The sequence below is a fragment of the Serratia sp. Je.1.23.a genome (assembly GCF_051129805.1).
In the GTDB taxonomy this organism is placed as follows: Bacteria; Pseudomonadota; Gammaproteobacteria; order Enterobacterales; family Enterobacteriaceae; genus Serratia; species Serratia liquefaciens.
Window position 1 is genome coordinate 212,488 of the sequence record NZ_JBCPSR010000008.1, and the last position, 15,641, is coordinate 228,128.

Sequence of the window (15,641 nt, forward strand, 5' to 3'; positions counted from 1 at the left end):
TGAAATATGCTGGTTTACACGGAGCAGACCATTGAAAATTGGATTATCATGCTAACGGTTTTTTGCTGTTCATCGCATCTTCTTCACCTTGCGGAAAAATGGCTTTCGCCAGTAATAAATGCCTGCACAGGCGAAGTGCGCTTCATGATCCCGGCTTGCGGTGTACCCACATTGGACGCGCCGCGGCAGCCGTTTCGGGAGCCACTGTGCGGCCCACCAGCAAAAGATGTGTTGGTAAAAACCGCTTATCATATTAATGACCCGCGTTTTGCCCAGATCGTGATCGAACAATTCCGCTCGGTTACTGGCGTGCCGAATGAGTTTCTTCCACGGGCCTTATCAACGGAAAGGTTCTTTAATCCAAAAAAAGGGCCAGAGAATTAATCTGGCCCTTTTTACTTACCGCATGAAATTATTTCTGTTCAGTCGTCATTTTCGACTTCATGTTATTCATGTGGTCCATCATTTTCTGTTCGCGTTTCTGATAATTCTCATTGTATTGTTTTTTCTGCTCTGGGGTCAGCAGGTTGTACATTTTATTTTCAGCTTTGGCGCGCTCCAGCATATGCTCGGACTGAGTTTTGCTGATGGCGTCAATTTGGGCTTTCGCTTTGGCTTCATCGAAGCTGTCGGAGGCGACCAGGCTATGCAAGGCCTGACGCTCCTCTTTCATGCCCGCACCGCGTTTCTGATGCGACTCTTTCATGATATCGCGCATTTGTTGGCGCTGCTGTTCAGTCAGGCTCAGACCGGCGAATGGCCCGCCTTTACCCTCGCCCTTGTGGTGCATCATTTTCATCGGAGTGGCATCTGTCGTCGCAGGTGCCGCTGTCGTATCTGCAGCGAAAGCCATGGAAGCAGAACCCAGAGCCAGAGTAGAAGCGACAAATAAAGCGGTCAGTTTACGCATGATCATTTCCTTAAAATTATTCTTCATCAGGAGCGCTGTACGTGAACAGGCTCATCTTTCGTCGGAGATAATAATAGGCCGATAAACATATAGTAATGCGATGGTGTGTAAATTTATTAAAGCCCGAAACAGGTTTATTCGACAATAATGAATGAATTATGGAGATGTTGTTTATTATCTGGAAATTTTGGTTTCCCCTGGCCTGACGATCACCTGATTTTGCTTTCCCCCCGATGGGGTTATTCCTGTCAAAGCCCGTCTTTATTATAATTTAGGCTTATCCACTGCAACCGTCCTGCAACAAGATGACGACGGCATCGAAAGCAGCAATCGTACGAATCTCTCGAAAGCGCAGGTTCTCACTTACACTTAAGATTGTATCCACCCCCAGTGAGATCGTCAGGATCCGCTGCGCAACGCAGCCTTCTGCAGCGGCGGCAACGCGACGTTTACACTGCAAAACTAATTATTGGTTATATAATAGTTTCATCCTCTGCCCGTGAAAAACGTGTTATATGATGGAGATACGTGCACTACGGCCACTACCGAGCCAGAATTTGCTGCTGTGCCCATCGCACAGGCTGGCTGTCGTGCCATTTTGAGGAATCATCATGTTCGCAGACCAAGGCCCTATGCTTCTTAATGCCCACTTCGGCACCAACAGCCCATATTGGCGGTTGGCGTTTGACAGCAATGCCCTGGCGCTGTCGGCAGTGAAAGGCAAAACCCATATGGCCGTGGCGCTCAGCGCCATGCAGGCAGCCAAAATCCGCCGTCTGACCGGCATTACCGCCAGCCTTGATATCACCATCACGCTGGGGGGTGAGCCGATACATCTGCATCTGGTCGGGCGCAGGATCAATAATCAGGAATGGGCGGGTACCGCCTCGGCCTTCAGCGACACCCAATCGGTCGCCCGCGATCTGGTACACGGCCTGTCTTTTGCCGAACAGGTGGTGTCAGAAGCCAATTCGGTGATTGTGATTGTTGACCAACATGGTCGTATTCAGCGCTTTAACCGACTGAGCGAAGAGTACACCGGCCTGCACGAACATGATGTTATTGGTAAAAACGTCTTTCAGCTGTTTATGAGCCCGGAAGAAGCGGCGGCATCGCGGCGAAACATCGCCGGTTTTTTTCGCAACGGATCATCCTATGAGGTGGAACGTTGGATCAAAACGGTGAAGGGGGAACGGCTGTTCTTGTTTCGCAACAAGTTCGTCCACAGCGGCAGCGGTAAAAATGAGGTGTTCCTGATTTGCTCCGGCACCGACATCACCGAAGAGCGTCGCGCTCAGGAACGACTGCGGGTGTTGGCCAATACCGACATTATTACCGGCCTGCCCAATCGCAATGCCATTCAGGACAAAATCACCCAGGCAATCGCCGCACGCGACGGCAATCATGTCGGTCTGGTGTATCTCGATCTCGACAACTTTAAAAAAGTGAATGACGCCTACGGCCATATGTTCGGCGACCGTTTATTGGTGGAGGTGTCGTTGGCGGTGCTTGGCTGTCTCGCGCCAGACCAAACCCTGGCTCGCCTGGGGGGCGATGAGTTTCTGGTGCTTGCCCAGCAGGCCGACCGCGAGATGCTGCAACGGCTGGCACAGCGCATTATCGACCGCTTGAAGACCCCCTTTCGTATCGGCCTTATCGAGGTCTATACCGGCTGTTCGATTGGCATTGCGCTATGCCCCGAACATGGCAACGATCTCGACAGCCTGATCCGCAGTGCTGATACCGCCATGTACGTCGCCAAAGAGCACGGCAAACGCACCTATACCGTGTTCTCGCCGGAAATGAACAAACGCGTCGCGGAATACATGTGGCTGGATACCAACCTGCGAAAGGGGTTGGAACAAGATCAACTGGTGGTGTACTACCAGCCCAAAATCGAGGCGCTCAGCGGCAAGGTGTGCAGCGTAGAAGCTTTGGTGCGTTGGGATTCACCCGAGCGCGGCCTGATCCCACCGTTGCAGTTTATCTCTTATGCCGAAGAATCCGGTCTGATAGGCCCACTCGGGCGCTGGGTGCTGCAAACCGCCGCCAGACAGGCCGCACAGTGGCAGCGACAAGGCTTGAATCTGCGGGTGGCAGTGAATCTTTCCGCACGGCAGTTGGTTGATGATTCCATCGTTGAAGATCTCGCTCAGGTATTGCAGTGCAATCACCTGGCCCCCTGCCTGCTCGACTTCGAACTCACGGAAAGCAGCCTGATTGAGGATGAAAAACGTGCCCGCGAAGTGATCACGCGGTTACGCGATCTGGGAGCGCAGGTGCATCTCGATGATTTTGGCACCGGCTACTCTTCTTTGGCCCAGTTGGCACGCATTCCGCTGGATGCCATCAAGCTGGATAAAAGCTTCGTGCGTGGGGTGAATTGCAATCCGGTTTCGCAGTCGCTGGTGCGGGCCATCGTCGCGGCGGCCGAAGCGCTCAGGTTCCGGGTGATTGCCGAAGGTGTAGAGACCGAAAGCGAAAATCAGTTTCTGGATGAAGTCGGTGTGGATGAGAAACAAGGATTTCTGTTTGCGCGGCCAATGCTCCCGGACCAGTTGGAACATTGGCTGCAATCTTATTGCCCGCATCCCTCCTCAGCCTGATGCGGGCCGGGTAATTTTAGCCTGCACGACGCAGGTTTAGCGTGTGGCGGTCTTGTAGCATAACCAGACGCTCGATATAGGCACGATCTTTCTCCTCGATGGTGAAGGCCGAATGCACCCAATCCTCGGTAATATCCATCAGCTCCGAACGCGTGAGCTGCAATACCCGCTGACGGGCGCGTAGCATGGCGCGCATCCCGTTCAATTTTGGCCGGATGGTATCGATGAAGGTGCGGGTCGCCACATAAGCATCGCCGGGCTGGAACAACTGATCGACCAGGCCACGGCTTTCAAACCATTCCGCGGTGTGCGACTCGCCCCCCCAGATCAGCTCTTCCGCCAGGCGCATACCTGCCTTGCGTGCCACCAGCGAATATCCCCCCATGCCGGGGAACAGGTTGAACGCAATTTCCGGAAAACCCATCCGCGCGTTGTTCTGTGCCAACACGAAATGGTGCGCCAACGCCGCTTCGAAGCCGCCCCCCAGGGCGCTGCCCTCCACCATCGCAATGCTGACCGCACCGGTATCAAACCCGCGCGCCGCCGCATGCACGCAGTCAATGCAGGCACGTGCGTAAGCCATCATCGCCTCGCGCTTGCGGTTTTTAATGGCCTCGGCAAAGAACTGCAGATCGCCACCGACGTTGAACATATTGGGCACCAGCGATCCGGTGACCCAAAAATCAAACTGCAATGAAGACTCTTTTGCTGCCTGCGCCAGCGTCATGATGTCTTCGATTAACGCCTGATTGAAGCAAGGGCGCGGTTCAGCACGCAGCAGCATCCACATGATGTGCCGTTCCTCCTCATAGTAGGCGGATATCTGGGTCAAATTGCCCGCTTCGGTAAACGGGCGACAGGTGGGGTGATTAAGTAATTTCATATGACCTTCCATTTTCTCTCGTGTTAACAGTTGAAACCGTTCCAGCCCCTACGGCTGCAGTTGCGCGGCGACTGGTAAACCGTCGCGCCACATCATGAGTAAACGCTTTCTTAGTGATGAAACAGATAAAAATTGAAGGTCGGAGAATGAAAAAAACCGCGCTGGAACGCGGCTGACATAAGAATTTTACCTATCGGCAGGCTGTAACATTTCACCGGGGGAGTGAACGCGCTAAGCTCACAAATTAGCCGGTTACCAGCCCCGGCGGCCAAAACGGCGAGCCTTTTGGCTATAATCAACATTGAGACAGCCTATTTATCGTTAAGGATATCGTGACGTAATGCCTACAGGATCAGATAAAGACCCCCGTCAGCCCAACAGTGAAGCGCCGCAAAAACCGCTGATCGACATCAAGACCGGCCACCAGACCCTTGACCGGCGCATTTCCGGATTTTCACGCCTGGTCGAACGCATCAAGGCCTGGCCAAGCATCGCTCACCTGCTGCGCGCCACCGAGCGCTTTAACGATCGCCTGGGCAGCCAATTCGGCGCTGCCATCACCTATTTCTCGTTTCTTTCGCTGATCCCGATTCTGATGGTGTCATTTGCCGCCGTCGGTTTTGTGTTGGCATCCAATCCGGACCTGCTAACCGGGCTGATCAATAAAATCGTCGGCAGCATCAGCGATCCGACCCTGGCAGGCACGCTGAAAAACACCGTCAATACCGCCATTCAGCAACGTACCACCGTGGGGCTGACCGGCCTGGCGCTGGCGCTGTATTCGGGGATCAGTTGGATGGGCAACCTGCGAGAGGCGATCCGTGCACAGTCGCGTGACGTCTGGGAGCGCAATCCGCAGGATCAGGAAAAAATCTATTTCAAATACACCCGCGATTTTATCTCGCTCACCGGTCTGGTGGTGGCGCTGATTATCACCCTGACGTTGACCTCCATTGCCGGTTCGGCGCAGGCGGCGATCGTGCAGGCGCTGGGTCTGGAAGGCATAGAATGGCTGCGACCGGCCATGACGCTGATTGCGCTGTCGATCTCCATCTTTGCCAACTACCTGCTGTTTCTGTGGATCTTCTGGATGCTGCCACGGCATAAGCCGAAGAAAAAGGCGTTGCTGCGGGGCACGCTGCTTGCCGCTATCGGTTTCGAAGTGATTAAGTTTGTGATGACCATGACGCTGCCACAGGTGGCTAAATCCCCTTCCGGGGCAGCCTTTGGTTCGGTGATTGGGCTGATGGCGTTTTTCTATTTCTTCGCCCGTCTGACGCTGTTTTGCGCCGCCTGGATCGCCACCGCGCAATATAAAGAGGATAAAACCCTGCCAACCTCAGAACAATCCGCGCCGTAAATCAACGCAATCATACCGGCCACTTTCCTGTGGCCGGTTTTTTATTTTGCATTCAAGCAATTAAACCAGCATATAAAACCAATAAGAAACCCGATCACCTGCCAAAACCAGCATAACAAACTACAGCCTAACTTTTCTTTTCGCCTTTTACAGATGTTCAGTCTGCGAATCATTCATTTGGCAACGTTAAAATCTATGCGGAAACGCAGTGATGAAACATTAAGCTTTTTAACCGGTTAATCGCCGCATTGTACAAAGTTTCGTCATTGAAAAGGCATTTTGCTGTGACTAAGATGGATTTTTACAAATTCAAAATATAAGAAATATTATGCAAGCCTCCATCGCACCAACTCTGGACGCCGACGACGCGTCAACACCGGTTAACTCACGCGGAAAAGTGATTGTCGCCTCGCTGGTCGGGACCGCTATCGAGTTTTTCGATTTTTACATTTACGCCACCGCTGCGGTGATCGTTTTCCCGCATATCTTCTTCCCACAGGGCGATCCCACGACCGCCACGCTGCAGTCGCTGGCCACTTTCGCCGTCGCTTTCGTTGCGCGCCCTATTGGTTCGGCGCTGTTCGGCCACTTCGGCGATCGCGTTGGGCGTAAGGTGACCCTGGTCGCCTCACTGCTGACCATGGGGATTTCCACCGTGCTGATCGGCCTGCTGCCAAGCTACGAAACCATTGGTATCTTCGCGCCAATCCTGCTGGCGCTGGCGCGCTTCGGTCAGGGTCTGGGCCTGGGCGGGGAATGGGGCGGCGCAGCCTTGCTGGCCACCGAGAATGCCCCGGCCAGAAAACGGGCGCTGTACGGTTCCTTCCCGCAGCTGGGCGCGCCTATCGGCTTCTTCTTCGCCAACGGGACCTTCCTGCTGCTCTCCTGGTTGCTGACTGACCAGCAGTTTATGGAATGGGGCTGGCGCGTGCCGTTTATTCTGTCCGCCGCGCTGGTGCTGATCGGGCTGTACGTACGAGTGTCACTGCATGAAACACCGGTATTCGCCAAGGTGGCAAAAGCCGGCAAGCAGGTGAAAATTCCGCTCGGCACCCTGCTCAGCAAGCACCTGAAAGTGACGATCCTCGGCACCTTCATCATGCTGGCAACCTATACGCTGTTCTACCTGATGACGGTCTACTCGATGACCTACGGCACCACGCCGCAGCCGCTGGGGTTGGGCTATTCGCGCAACAGCTTCCTGTGGATGCTGATGGTGGCGGTGATCGGCTTTGGCGTTATGGTACCGATTGCCGGTCTGCTGGCTGACGCCTTTGGCCGTCGCAAGACCATGATCGTCATTACTCTGCTGATGATCGCCTTCGCCTTCCTGTTCCCGAGCATGCTGGGTTCCGGAAACCAGGCGCTGGTGATGGGCTTCCTGCTGTGCGGCCTGAGCATCATGGGGCTGACCTTCGGCCCGATGGGCGCGCTGCTGCCGGAGCTGTTCCCGACGGAGGTTCGCTATACCGGCGCATCCTTCTCCTATAACGTCGCGTCAATCCTCGGGGCTGCGGTAGCGCCTTATATCGCCACCTGGCTGGCAACGCACTACGGCCTGTTCTATGTCGGTCTGTACCTGGCGGCCATGGCCAGCCTGACGCTGATTGCCCTGCTGTTGATGAAAGAGACCCGAGACAAGTCACTGTAACCCTGCTCTGCTTACGCGGCCCCCATCAGACGGGCCGCACTTCCCGTATTGTCTCCTGTCATAAAATCGGACTATGCTGAACCCTTCCTCTTTGACAGAAATGGAAATCAATAATGTCTCTGCGCCGCAGACTGTTTTGGTACGTTGTGCCATTGGTGGTGATCGCCATTGCGCTGGCTGGCTGGTTCTGGCTAATACCCTCCAATTCAAACGCGCTATGGCGTATCGTCAGCCAACAGTGCCTGCCCAACCAACAAACGCATAACAACCCTGCCCCCTGCGCGCAGGTCGACCCACAGGCCGGTTTTGTGGTGTTTAAGGATCGCAACGGGCCACTGCAGTATTTACTGATGCCAACGGCCAAAATCACCGGCATTGAAAGCCCGCAGGTGCTGGAAGCCACCACCCCAAACTTCTTTGAGCAAGCCTGGGCAGCGCGGCATTTTATGGCGGATAAATACGGCAAAGAGATTGATGACGCCGATATTTCGCTGGCGATTAACTCGCAATATGGCCGAACGCAGAATCAGTTGCATATTCATATCTCCTGCCTGTTACCGGCGGTAAAAACGCAGTTGGCGCGATATGCGACAGAATACAGTGAACAGTGGGAACCCATGCCCGGCGGTTTACTGGGGCATGACTATCTGGTGCGCAAGGTCACCGCTAATGATCTGAAAAAACAGGGGGCTTTCCGCCTGCTGGCGAAAGGGGTACCACGATCCAAAGGCCGTATGGGCAGTTTTGGCCTGGCAATGACCGCATTGCCGGGCGGCGACTTCCTGCTGCTGGCCACCGAGCGCAGCCTGCTGCCGTTTACCCTGGCCTCGGCGGAAGAAATTCAGGATCACGACTGCCGGGTTCTGCAATAAAAATGGCCCGCAGTGCGGGCCATTAGCGATCATTTTTTCTTCTTCATCTGCTGCAGAATTTGTCCGCACTGGTTTTCCTCACCGCCTTCGCTCGGCGAAACCAGCGCCAACAATGCCGCTGCCGGCGTCAGTACCACGCCCAGCGCCACTGCCGCAGCACCGCGCGCAATCAGCGGACCAGCCTTCACCCCAGCGTCCGGATGTGCGAAGGTGCCTTTCACATACAGCGGCGAACGCAGCGTCAGCACGCGCATCCCCTTACTTTCCGGATCGATGGACAGGTCCAGCCGCTCCGTGGCCAGATTGGTATTGCCGCTGATATTGATAATCGCGTTCTCGGTATCGAACACAAACAGCCGCGGTGCCGCCACGCCGGTGCTGATCCCGATGTCCGCCGCCGCACAGTTAATGCCCACGACGTCGTCGCCAAAGAGCTGCGCTACCAGATAGTTACCGACGTTGAGCCCGAGAATTTCCATCAGGCTACGGCTGATAACCCCATTGTTAATCACCATCCGCAGATCGCCGCTGCTGGTCGCCAGCAAGTCCGCCACCGAGTTGCCCGTGCCGGTGAGTTTGGCATCGCCGTTCAGTTGCCCCAGGCTACGTTTCATCGATCCCACGTTCGGCAACAGTTGCTTGAGCTGGAATTTCCGCGCGTGCATATCCACCCGACCCTGCATCGGATTCTTGCTGCCGTCGAGGCGCAGGGTGGCGTTGAGGTTACCGCCCGCCACGCCGAACCGCAGCGGATCCATCAGGATGGCGCCGTTGTTCAACTGCAGATGGGTATAGAGGTCGCTCAGCGGCAGCGAGCTGCCGTGCTCAATGCGCTTGGCGGTGAATTTGACGTCCGCATCCATCACCTTCCAGCTTTGGGTTTCAAACTTTTCTACCGGCAGCACCTTGCCGGCCGGCTGACGGCTTTTTTCGCCGCGTCCGGCTTTTTCGGTGTTGGAGTCCGCGCCAATCAACGGTGCCAGATCGGCGAAGCGCAGCTGTTTCGACAATACCTCACCGCTTAGCTTCGGCCGGGGTTTGCTGGCGACATAGGTCAAATCACCGTGAATATCGCTGTCGCCGATTTTGCCGTCGAATTTTTGGTACTGGAATACGGCTCCGCCTTTCTCGTGCAGGCGAGCACTCAGGTGACCATCGGTGGAGTAAGGCGGAGTATTCGGCAGCAGCACGCCGGTAAGGCCATACAGATTCCCCAGGCTGTCACCGGAGAATTTAAGCTGCAAGTCCAGCCCGCCGAGGTTCATCGGGTCGGACAGCGTACCTGCTACCACCACCCGGGTTGAGCCGGAACGCACATCTGCCTGCAGCGGGAATGGCGAGTCGGCACTTTGTAACGACAGCATACCGCCGATCTTGCCGCTGCCCGCCAGCGGCTCACCGTTATAGGTCCCCTTCACCTTCCAACCGAAAACATAGTCAGGCGTGGTGGCTTTGCTGGCGTCTTTTCTGCCCGTCACTTCGCTGAACGGCAAAGGTTTGCCGAGCGGGTCAATCTCAGCGCGGAAATCGGCCTTCAGCGTGGCGTCTTTGAAAGCAATCTGACCCTTATCGAATACGATGTCATGAACGTTCACCGTCCAGTCGGACGGGGGCTGATTGGGATCGCCGGCCAGGTTAAAGGTCCAGTTATTCTCACCATTGGCCAGACGCCGCAGGCTCGCGTTCGGCTGCTTCAGCCAAATACGCGGGATCAGCACCTCTTTACCCAATAACGCCAGTGGCGAGATGCTGGCTTCGACGCGCTGCAACTGGACCATAGTGTCGCCCGGGATATTTTCCGGGTTACCCAGCACGATATCTTCGGCATGAATACGCGGCCATGGCACCCAGGCACGCCAACCGCCTTCATCTTTGTCGCGCGTCCAGGCCACACCCAAGTCGCCACGGATAGCGAACGGACGGTGCAATTCGGCAGACACCTTGTCATTAATGGTCGGTTTGAGGCGATTCCAGTCGAAGGCCAGCGCAAAGATCACCAACGCGACGATGATCAGCAGCACAATACCGCCCACCCAAGTGAACGCCTTTCCTGTTTTTGTCATAATGGCTCCCTGAACGCGAAACTTGCCAACAATTGATAAGCAACTGTTATCAAGCCTAGCCGAGGATAGGCCAGAGTTCACGCTTTAGGGGACGAGGATCAGGCAGTCGGCGCGGAAAACAATCTGGGCAAGGTTTGCAGAGTGTCGAAATGGGCCGGACGGGAAAGGTAGTACCCCTGCGCCGCCAGGGCACCAGAGCGCTGTACCAGCAGCCATTCCTGCTCGGTTTCCACTCCTTCTACAATCACTCCTTCGCTGTGCTGATTCATTATTCTGACCAGCGTGGAGAGCAGTTGAATGCCATCCTCCGTCTGCTTAAGCAGGGTGAACAATTCACGCGCCACCTTGATGTATTGATAGCGCCAGGTACTGACGGCGGAGAAATTCGCCAACCCGCTACCGAAGTCATCCAACCACAGCCGCTCGGCCCCGGCAATTTGCTGCAACGGGCCGTTCAACGCCATTCCCGCGTGCTCCACCAGCTCGAAGCGCAGATAAGGCATGCTGGCAATCTGTCGTTGCAACACGTCGTGCCGCTGAAGCGCCTGCAATGCAATGCCGTCGATATTGACCGACACCATCAACGCGTGACGGGTCAACAACGGCTGCCAGTGCTGGAGCAGCGTCAGCTGTTCCTGAATGATCTGCAGGCGCTTGCGCACGTCAAGGGCAGCAAAATAGTGCTCCGGCGACAGCGGTTTGTCCGGTGCGTCAGGATGAGACACCGCCGTCAGCAGTTCGAGTGCCAGCAGAGTGCCACAGGTGCGGTAGATCGGCTGAAAAGTATACTGCCGCCGGCATTGCCGCCAAAAATGCTGTGCTTTTATATGTGTGCATACGGCAAGGAATGGCGCCAGCAGACCAGAAATCATCTTGGTTGTCATTGGGACTATCGCCATCGAAGGGACATGAAAACGCTCAGTCTGCGTGATTGCTTCCCTGGGTTTATCGGCAGCAGGCGATAAAACTTTAAGCGGCGGCAAAAGCCTTCTACAGTGAATAGCGATAACAAAAAACCAAGGAAAAAAACATGCCCTACGTAAATATCAAAATTACCCGTGAAGGTGCGACAGCGGAGCAAAAGAAACAGCTGATCGCCGGCGTGACACAACTGCTGGTGGATACGCTGGGGAAGAATCCGGCCACCACCGTGGTCGTCATCGATGAAGTAGAAACCGACAACTGGGGCATCGGCGGCAAATGCGTCACCGAGCTGCGCGCAGCCGCTAAATAACGGCGGACTCTTGTCTGCGGATCGGGAAATTTTTCAGTTTCCCGATCTTTGTCATAATTAAATTAAAACGTTGTTTTATTTTCGTTGACTCCCTCGCCCCTTGCCTTGAGACTGGATGGGTTTCGCATTCATTCACCTTCTTCTTTCAGCCAGGGCTCGTTGACTATGACCACCCAGAATCTTGCCGTGATCGGCGAATGCATGATTGAACTGTCGCAAAAAGGCGCGGACCTTAGCCGCGGCTTTGGCGGCGATACGCTAAATACTGCCGTATACATCGCCCGCCAGGTGGCAGAAAGCACGCTGCAGGTGCATTACGTTACCGCGCTCGGCACCGACAGTTTCAGCGATGAGATGCTGCACGCCTGGCAACAGGAGAAGGTCAATACGCGCCTGGTTCAACGGCTGGAAAACAAGCTGCCGGGCCTGTACGTGATCGAAACCGATGAGGCCGGCGAACGCACTTTCTATTACTGGCGCAATGACGCCGCCGCCCGTTACTGGCTGACCAGCCCACAGGCGGAGACGTTATGCGAACAACTGGCCCACTTCGATTATCTATACCTTAGCGGCATCAGCGTGGCGATCCTCGACGCGGCCAGCCGCACCAAGCTGCTGGCATTACTGCGCCAGTGCCGCGCCAACGGTGGCAAAGTCATTTTCGATAACAACTATCGCCCGCGGCTGTGGCAAAACCGGGAAGAAACGCAGCAGGCTTATCGCGAAGTGCTGGCCTGCACCGATATCGCCTTCCTGACGCTGGATGACGAGGATTTGCTGTGGGGCAAACAGCCGGTGGAACAGGTGGTGCAGCGCACGCAGCAGTTGGGCGTAATGGAGATTGTGATCAAACGCGGGGCAGAGGCCTGCCTGGTGTTCAGCGCTGAAGGCACCGAATTTGAAATCCCGGCGGTACGGCTGCCGAAAGAAAAAGTAGTGGATACCACAGCGGCCGGGGACTCTTTCAGCGCGGGTTACCTGGCGGTACGCTTAACCGGCGGCGACGCCGTGCAGGCGGCGCAGCGCGGTCATCTCACCGCCAGCACGGTGATCCAGCATCGTGGCGCCATTATCCCACTCGCCGCCATGCCGCAATGAATCCTGTTCCGTAGAAATGCGAAAGGCCAGCAATAATGCTGGCCTTAGTCTGATGACAAACACCCGAAAAACGTGGTTTTCGGATGTTTGGGGTAAATCAGAAGACATAATCCTTTGTTTTTATTCGTCCTCAGATCAGGACTTTTAACTGCATAGGACTTTGTCAGCAATCTGAGGCCAGCAATAATGCTGGCCTTTTTATTGGGCTCGAAAACCCATCTTAATACCCTATGGATTTCAGGTTGTAGCCAGGTGCCAAGCTATCTCATCCCCAGGAGCTTACCTTAGTCAGCGACTGGGGTGTGATAGTGCAGGTAACAACGCTACAGCCTGAAAGACGACGGGTATTTAGCCTGCTACCGCGATACGTTTCATATCCGTCATATAACCACGCAGCTTACGGCCAACGGATTCGATTGGGTGATTGCGCACCGCTTCGTTCACGTCACGCAGTTGCGCGTTATCTACGGAAGTCCCGGCCACGGATTTGCCCAGATCACCCGCCTGCAGGGTAGTCATGAACTCTTTCAGCAATGGCACTGCCGCGTTGGCAAACAGGTAGTTGCCGTACTCGGCGGTATCAGAGATAACCACGTTCATTTCGTACAGACGCTTACGCGCAATGGTGTTGGCGATCAGCGGCAGCTCGTGCAGTGATTCGTAGTAAGCGGATTCTTCGATGATACCTGCGTCAACCATGGTTTCAAACGCCAGCTCAACACCGGCTTTCACCATTGCCACCATCAGTACGCCGTGGTCAAAGTATTCCTGCTCGCTGATTTTGCCTTCGAACTGCGGCGCGTTTTCAAACGCCGACTTGCCGGTCTCTTCACGCCAGTTCAGCAGCTTCACGTCATCTTCTGCCCAGTCGGCCATCATGCCGCTGGAGAAGGCACCGGAGATGATGTCGTCCATGTGCTTCTGGAACAGCGGCGCCATGATCTCTTTCAGTTGCTCGGACAGCGCATAAGCACGCAGTTTAGCCGGGTTGGACAGACGGTCCATCATCAGGGTGATACCGCCCTGCTTCAGCGCTTCGGTGATGGTTTCCCAACCGAACTGGATCAGTTTTTCTGCATAAGCCGGGTCGGTACCTTCAGCAACCAGTTTATCGAAGCACAGCAGTGAACCCGCCTGCAGCATGCCGCACAGAATGGTCTGCTCGCCCATCAGGTCAGACTTCACCTCGGCGACGAAGGAAGACTCCAGAACGCCGGCGCGGTGACCGCCGGTCGCGGCAGCCCATGCCTTGGCAATCGCCATGCCTTCGCCTTTAGGGTCGTTTTCCGGGTGAACCGCAATCAGGGTCGGTACGCCGAAACCACGTTTGTATTCTTCACGCACTTCGGTGCCAGGACATTTTGGCGCAACCATCACCACGGTAATGTCTTTACGTACTTGCTCACCCACTTCAACGATGTTGAAGCCGTGAGAGTAGCCCAGCGCCGCGCCGTCTTTCATCAGCGGCTGTACGGCACGCACTACCGAGGTGTGCTGCTTGTCCGGCGTCAGGTTAACCACCAGGTCGGCCTGCGGGATCAAGTCTTCGTAAGTCCCTACTTTGAAGCCGTTTTCGGTCGCTTTACGCCATGAAGGACGCTTTTCGTCGATAGCTTCTTTACGCAGGGCATAAGCCACATCCAGCCCTGAGTCACGCATGTTCAAGCCTTGGTTCAGACCCTGTGCGCCACAGCCGACAATCACCACTTTTTTGCCTTTCAGGTAGCCGGCTTCATCAGCGAATTCTTCACGTGCCATAAAACGGCATTTACCCAATTGCGCCAACTGCTGACGCAGGTTCAATGTGTTGAAATAGTTAGCCATGGTGGTACTCCAGTTAGATGTTGTGTCTTGCATGTTATTTTCATTCCCCGCCTGTCTGTGCGGAGATTCGTTAAACTCAATGTATAACAGGAAACGCGTTGCTTAAATTGATATATTACGAATGTGATATTGCAATTTATGCAACACTCTTGCTGCGAGCGTACTGATATGGATTTGCGTGATTTAAAGCTGTTCCTTCATCTGGCCGAAAGCCACCATTTTGGCCGCACCGCCAAGGCGATGCACGTCAGTCCGTCGACGCTTTCCCGCCAGATCCAACGGCTGGAAGAGATCCTCGGGCAGCCGCTGTTTTTACGCGATAACCGCACCGTGCAGCTCACCGATGCCGGCGAGCAACTAAAAGACTTTGCCCAGCAGACGCTGTTGCAATACCAGCAGCTGAAGCATTCTCTCGGCCAGCACGGCCCTTCGCTGAGCGGCGAGCTGCGGCTGTTCTGCTCGGTCACCGCCGCCTACAGCCACCTACCGCCGATCCTGGACCGCTTCCGCGCGCAACATCCGCTGGTAGAAATTAAACTCACCACCGGTGACGCTGCCGACGCCGTCGATAAGGTTCAGTCCAACGAAGCCGATCTGGGCATTGCCGGCCGGCCTGAAACCCTGCCCACCAGCGTAGCCTTCACCAAAATCGGCGAGATCCCGCTGGTATTGATTGCCCCGGCGCTGCCCTGCGCCGTGCGCAGCCAGGCATTTGCCGAGCAGCCCGACTGGGCCAATATTCCGTTTATCCTGCCGGAGCATGGCCCGTCGCGAAAACGTATCGAGCTGTGGTTCCGTCGCCAGCGCATCGCCAATCCGCTGATTTACGCCACCGTCGGCGGCCACGAGGCGATTGTTTCCATGGTGGCACTGGGCTGCGGCATCGCACTGATCCCCGGCGTGGTGGTGGACAACAGCCCGGAGCCGGTACGTAACCGCATCTCACAGTTAGAAAATATATCTATGGTCGAACCGTTCGAACTGGGCGTCTGCGTGCAGAAAAAACGCCTCAGCGATCCGCTGATCGACGCTTTCTGGCGCTTGTTATTAACGGTCAAAAATCCTTAAAACGACACCATTGCTTTTAAACACGATCATTTGAAATGCGAGATAGAAATACCCCAGGGATTTCATGCTGCA

The 15,641-nt window shown here is 55.3% G+C and carries 12 protein-coding genes and 1 pseudogene; 8 read left to right on the forward strand and 5 right to left on the reverse strand.

Features of this window, described 5'->3' with window-relative positions; all coding sequences use genetic code 11:
- The first annotated feature begins 6 nt into the window (after positions 1 to 6).
- Positions 7 to 384, forward strand: a complete 378-nt coding sequence (locus tag AAZT04_RS23065) for a Tm-1-like ATP-binding domain-containing protein (protein ID WP_197821656.1) — start codon at positions 7 to 9, stop codon at positions 382 to 384.
- A gap of 28 nt (positions 385 to 412) precedes the next feature.
- Here the strand turns inward: AAZT04_RS23065 and spy are convergent, their stop codons facing one another.
- Entirely contained in the window at positions 413 to 910 is a 498-nt protein-coding gene (spy, locus tag AAZT04_RS23070; protein ID WP_262033668.1) for an ATP-independent periplasmic protein-refolding chaperone Spy, read from the reverse strand.
- A 611-nt stretch (positions 911 to 1,521) separates the two neighbouring features.
- Between spy and pdeR the strand changes: the two genes are divergently transcribed.
- Positions 1,522 to 3,516: a cyclic di-GMP phosphodiesterase gene (pdeR, locus tag AAZT04_RS23075; RefSeq protein WP_046374906.1), complete on the forward strand. Its 1,995-nt coding sequence runs from the start codon at positions 1,522 to 1,524 to the stop codon at positions 3,514 to 3,516.
- A 16-nt stretch (positions 3,517 to 3,532) separates the two neighbouring features.
- Here pdeR and AAZT04_RS23080 read toward each other — a convergent pair whose 3' ends face one another.
- Positions 3,533 to 4,399, reverse strand: a complete 867-nt coding sequence (locus AAZT04_RS23080; protein ID WP_020837470.1) for a crotonase/enoyl-CoA hydratase family protein — start codon at positions 4,397 to 4,399, stop codon at positions 3,533 to 3,535.
- Positions 4,400 to 4,739: 340 nt separating this feature from the next.
- On the opposite strand from AAZT04_RS23080, the gene yhjD reads away from it, so the two are divergent.
- The 3 genes and pseudogenes from yhjD to AAZT04_RS23095 form a co-directional block, all read left to right on the forward strand.
- Positions 4,740 to 5,759, forward strand: a complete 1,020-nt coding sequence (yhjD, locus tag AAZT04_RS23085; RefSeq protein ID WP_020837471.1) for an inner membrane protein YhjD — start codon at positions 4,740 to 4,742, stop codon at positions 5,757 to 5,759.
- Between the two features lie 328 nt (positions 5,760 to 6,087).
- The gene (locus tag AAZT04_RS23090; RefSeq protein WP_020837472.1) at positions 6,088 to 7,410 is read left to right on the forward strand and encodes an MFS transporter; all 1,323 of its coding nucleotides are present in this window, start codon (positions 6,088 to 6,090) and stop codon (positions 7,408 to 7,410) included.
- 104 nt (positions 7,411 to 7,514) lie between these two features.
- Positions 7,515 to 8,282, forward strand: a pseudogene (locus AAZT04_RS23095) (CDP-diacylglycerol diphosphatase); the annotation flags it as partial.
- 29 nt (positions 8,283 to 8,311) lie between these two features.
- Here the strand turns inward: AAZT04_RS23095 and AAZT04_RS23100 are convergent.
- Entirely contained in the window at positions 8,312 to 10,345 is a 2,034-nt protein-coding gene (locus AAZT04_RS23100; protein WP_434681925.1) for an AsmA family protein, read from the reverse strand.
- A 98-nt stretch (positions 10,346 to 10,443) separates the two neighbouring features.
- Entirely contained in the window at positions 10,444 to 11,229 is a 786-nt protein-coding gene (gene pdeH, locus AAZT04_RS23105; RefSeq protein WP_115060802.1) for a cyclic-guanylate-specific phosphodiesterase, read from the reverse strand.
- Positions 11,230 to 11,375: 146 nt separating this feature from the next.
- Here pdeH and AAZT04_RS23110 point away from each other — a divergent pair, with 146 nt between their 5' ends.
- Positions 11,376 to 11,579 (forward strand): 2-hydroxymuconate tautomerase family protein, encoded by a 204-nt coding sequence (locus tag AAZT04_RS23110; RefSeq protein WP_020837477.1) that lies wholly within the window; start codon positions 11,376 to 11,378, stop codon positions 11,577 to 11,579.
- 165 nt (positions 11,580 to 11,744) lie between these two features.
- Positions 11,745 to 12,677 (forward strand): sugar kinase, encoded by a 933-nt coding sequence (locus AAZT04_RS23115; protein WP_176984704.1) that lies wholly within the window; start codon positions 11,745 to 11,747, stop codon positions 12,675 to 12,677.
- A 348-nt stretch (positions 12,678 to 13,025) separates the two neighbouring features.
- Here the strand turns inward: AAZT04_RS23115 and ilvC are convergent, their stop codons facing one another.
- On the reverse strand, positions 13,026 to 14,501 hold the full coding sequence (gene ilvC, locus AAZT04_RS23120) for a ketol-acid reductoisomerase (protein ID WP_046374902.1): 1,476 nt from the start codon (positions 14,499 to 14,501) through the stop codon (positions 13,026 to 13,028).
- 168 nt (positions 14,502 to 14,669) lie between these two features.
- Here ilvC and ilvY point away from each other — a divergent pair, with 168 nt between their 5' ends.
- Positions 14,670 to 15,569 (forward strand): HTH-type transcriptional activator IlvY, encoded by a 900-nt coding sequence (ilvY, locus tag AAZT04_RS23125; protein WP_020837481.1) that lies wholly within the window; start codon positions 14,670 to 14,672, stop codon positions 15,567 to 15,569.
- The last annotated feature ends 72 nt before the right edge of the window (positions 15,570 to 15,641 follow it).

Bases quoted from the DNA above. Each gene is read 5' to 3' on its own strand.
- spy (WP_262033668.1), bottom strand. From the start codon at position 910: ATGCGTAAACTGACCGCTTTATTTGTCGCTTCTACTCTGGCTCTGGGT.
- yhjD (WP_020837471.1), top strand. From the start codon at position 4,740: ATGCCTACAGGATCAGATAAAGACCCCCGTCAGCCCAACAGTGAAGCG.
- pdeR (WP_046374906.1), top strand. From the start codon at position 1,522: ATGTTCGCAGACCAAGGCCCTATGCTTCTTAATGCCCACTTCGGCACC.
- AAZT04_RS23090 (WP_020837472.1), top strand. From the start codon at position 6,088: ATGCAAGCCTCCATCGCACCAACTCTGGACGCCGACGACGCGTCAACA.
- AAZT04_RS23115 (WP_176984704.1), top strand. From the start codon at position 11,745: ATGACCACCCAGAATCTTGCCGTGATCGGCGAATGCATGATTGAACTG.
- AAZT04_RS23110 (WP_020837477.1), top strand. From the start codon at position 11,376: ATGCCCTACGTAAATATCAAAATTACCCGTGAAGGTGCGACAGCGGAG.
- AAZT04_RS23080 (WP_020837470.1), bottom strand. From the start codon at position 4,399: ATGAAATTACTTAATCACCCCACCTGTCGCCCGTTTACCGAAGCGGGC.
- AAZT04_RS23065 (WP_197821656.1), top strand. From the start codon at position 7: ATGCTGGTTTACACGGAGCAGACCATTGAAAATTGGATTATCATGCTA.
- ilvY (WP_020837481.1), top strand. From the start codon at position 14,670: ATGGATTTGCGTGATTTAAAGCTGTTCCTTCATCTGGCCGAAAGCCAC.
- ilvC (WP_046374902.1), bottom strand. From the start codon at position 14,501: ATGGCTAACTATTTCAACACATTGAACCTGCGTCAGCAGTTGGCGCAA.
- pdeH (WP_115060802.1), bottom strand. From the start codon at position 11,229: ATGACAACCAAGATGATTTCTGGTCTGCTGGCGCCATTCCTTGCCGTA.
- AAZT04_RS23100 (WP_434681925.1), bottom strand. From the start codon at position 10,345: ATGACAAAAACAGGAAAGGCGTTCACTTGGGTGGGCGGTATTGTGCTG.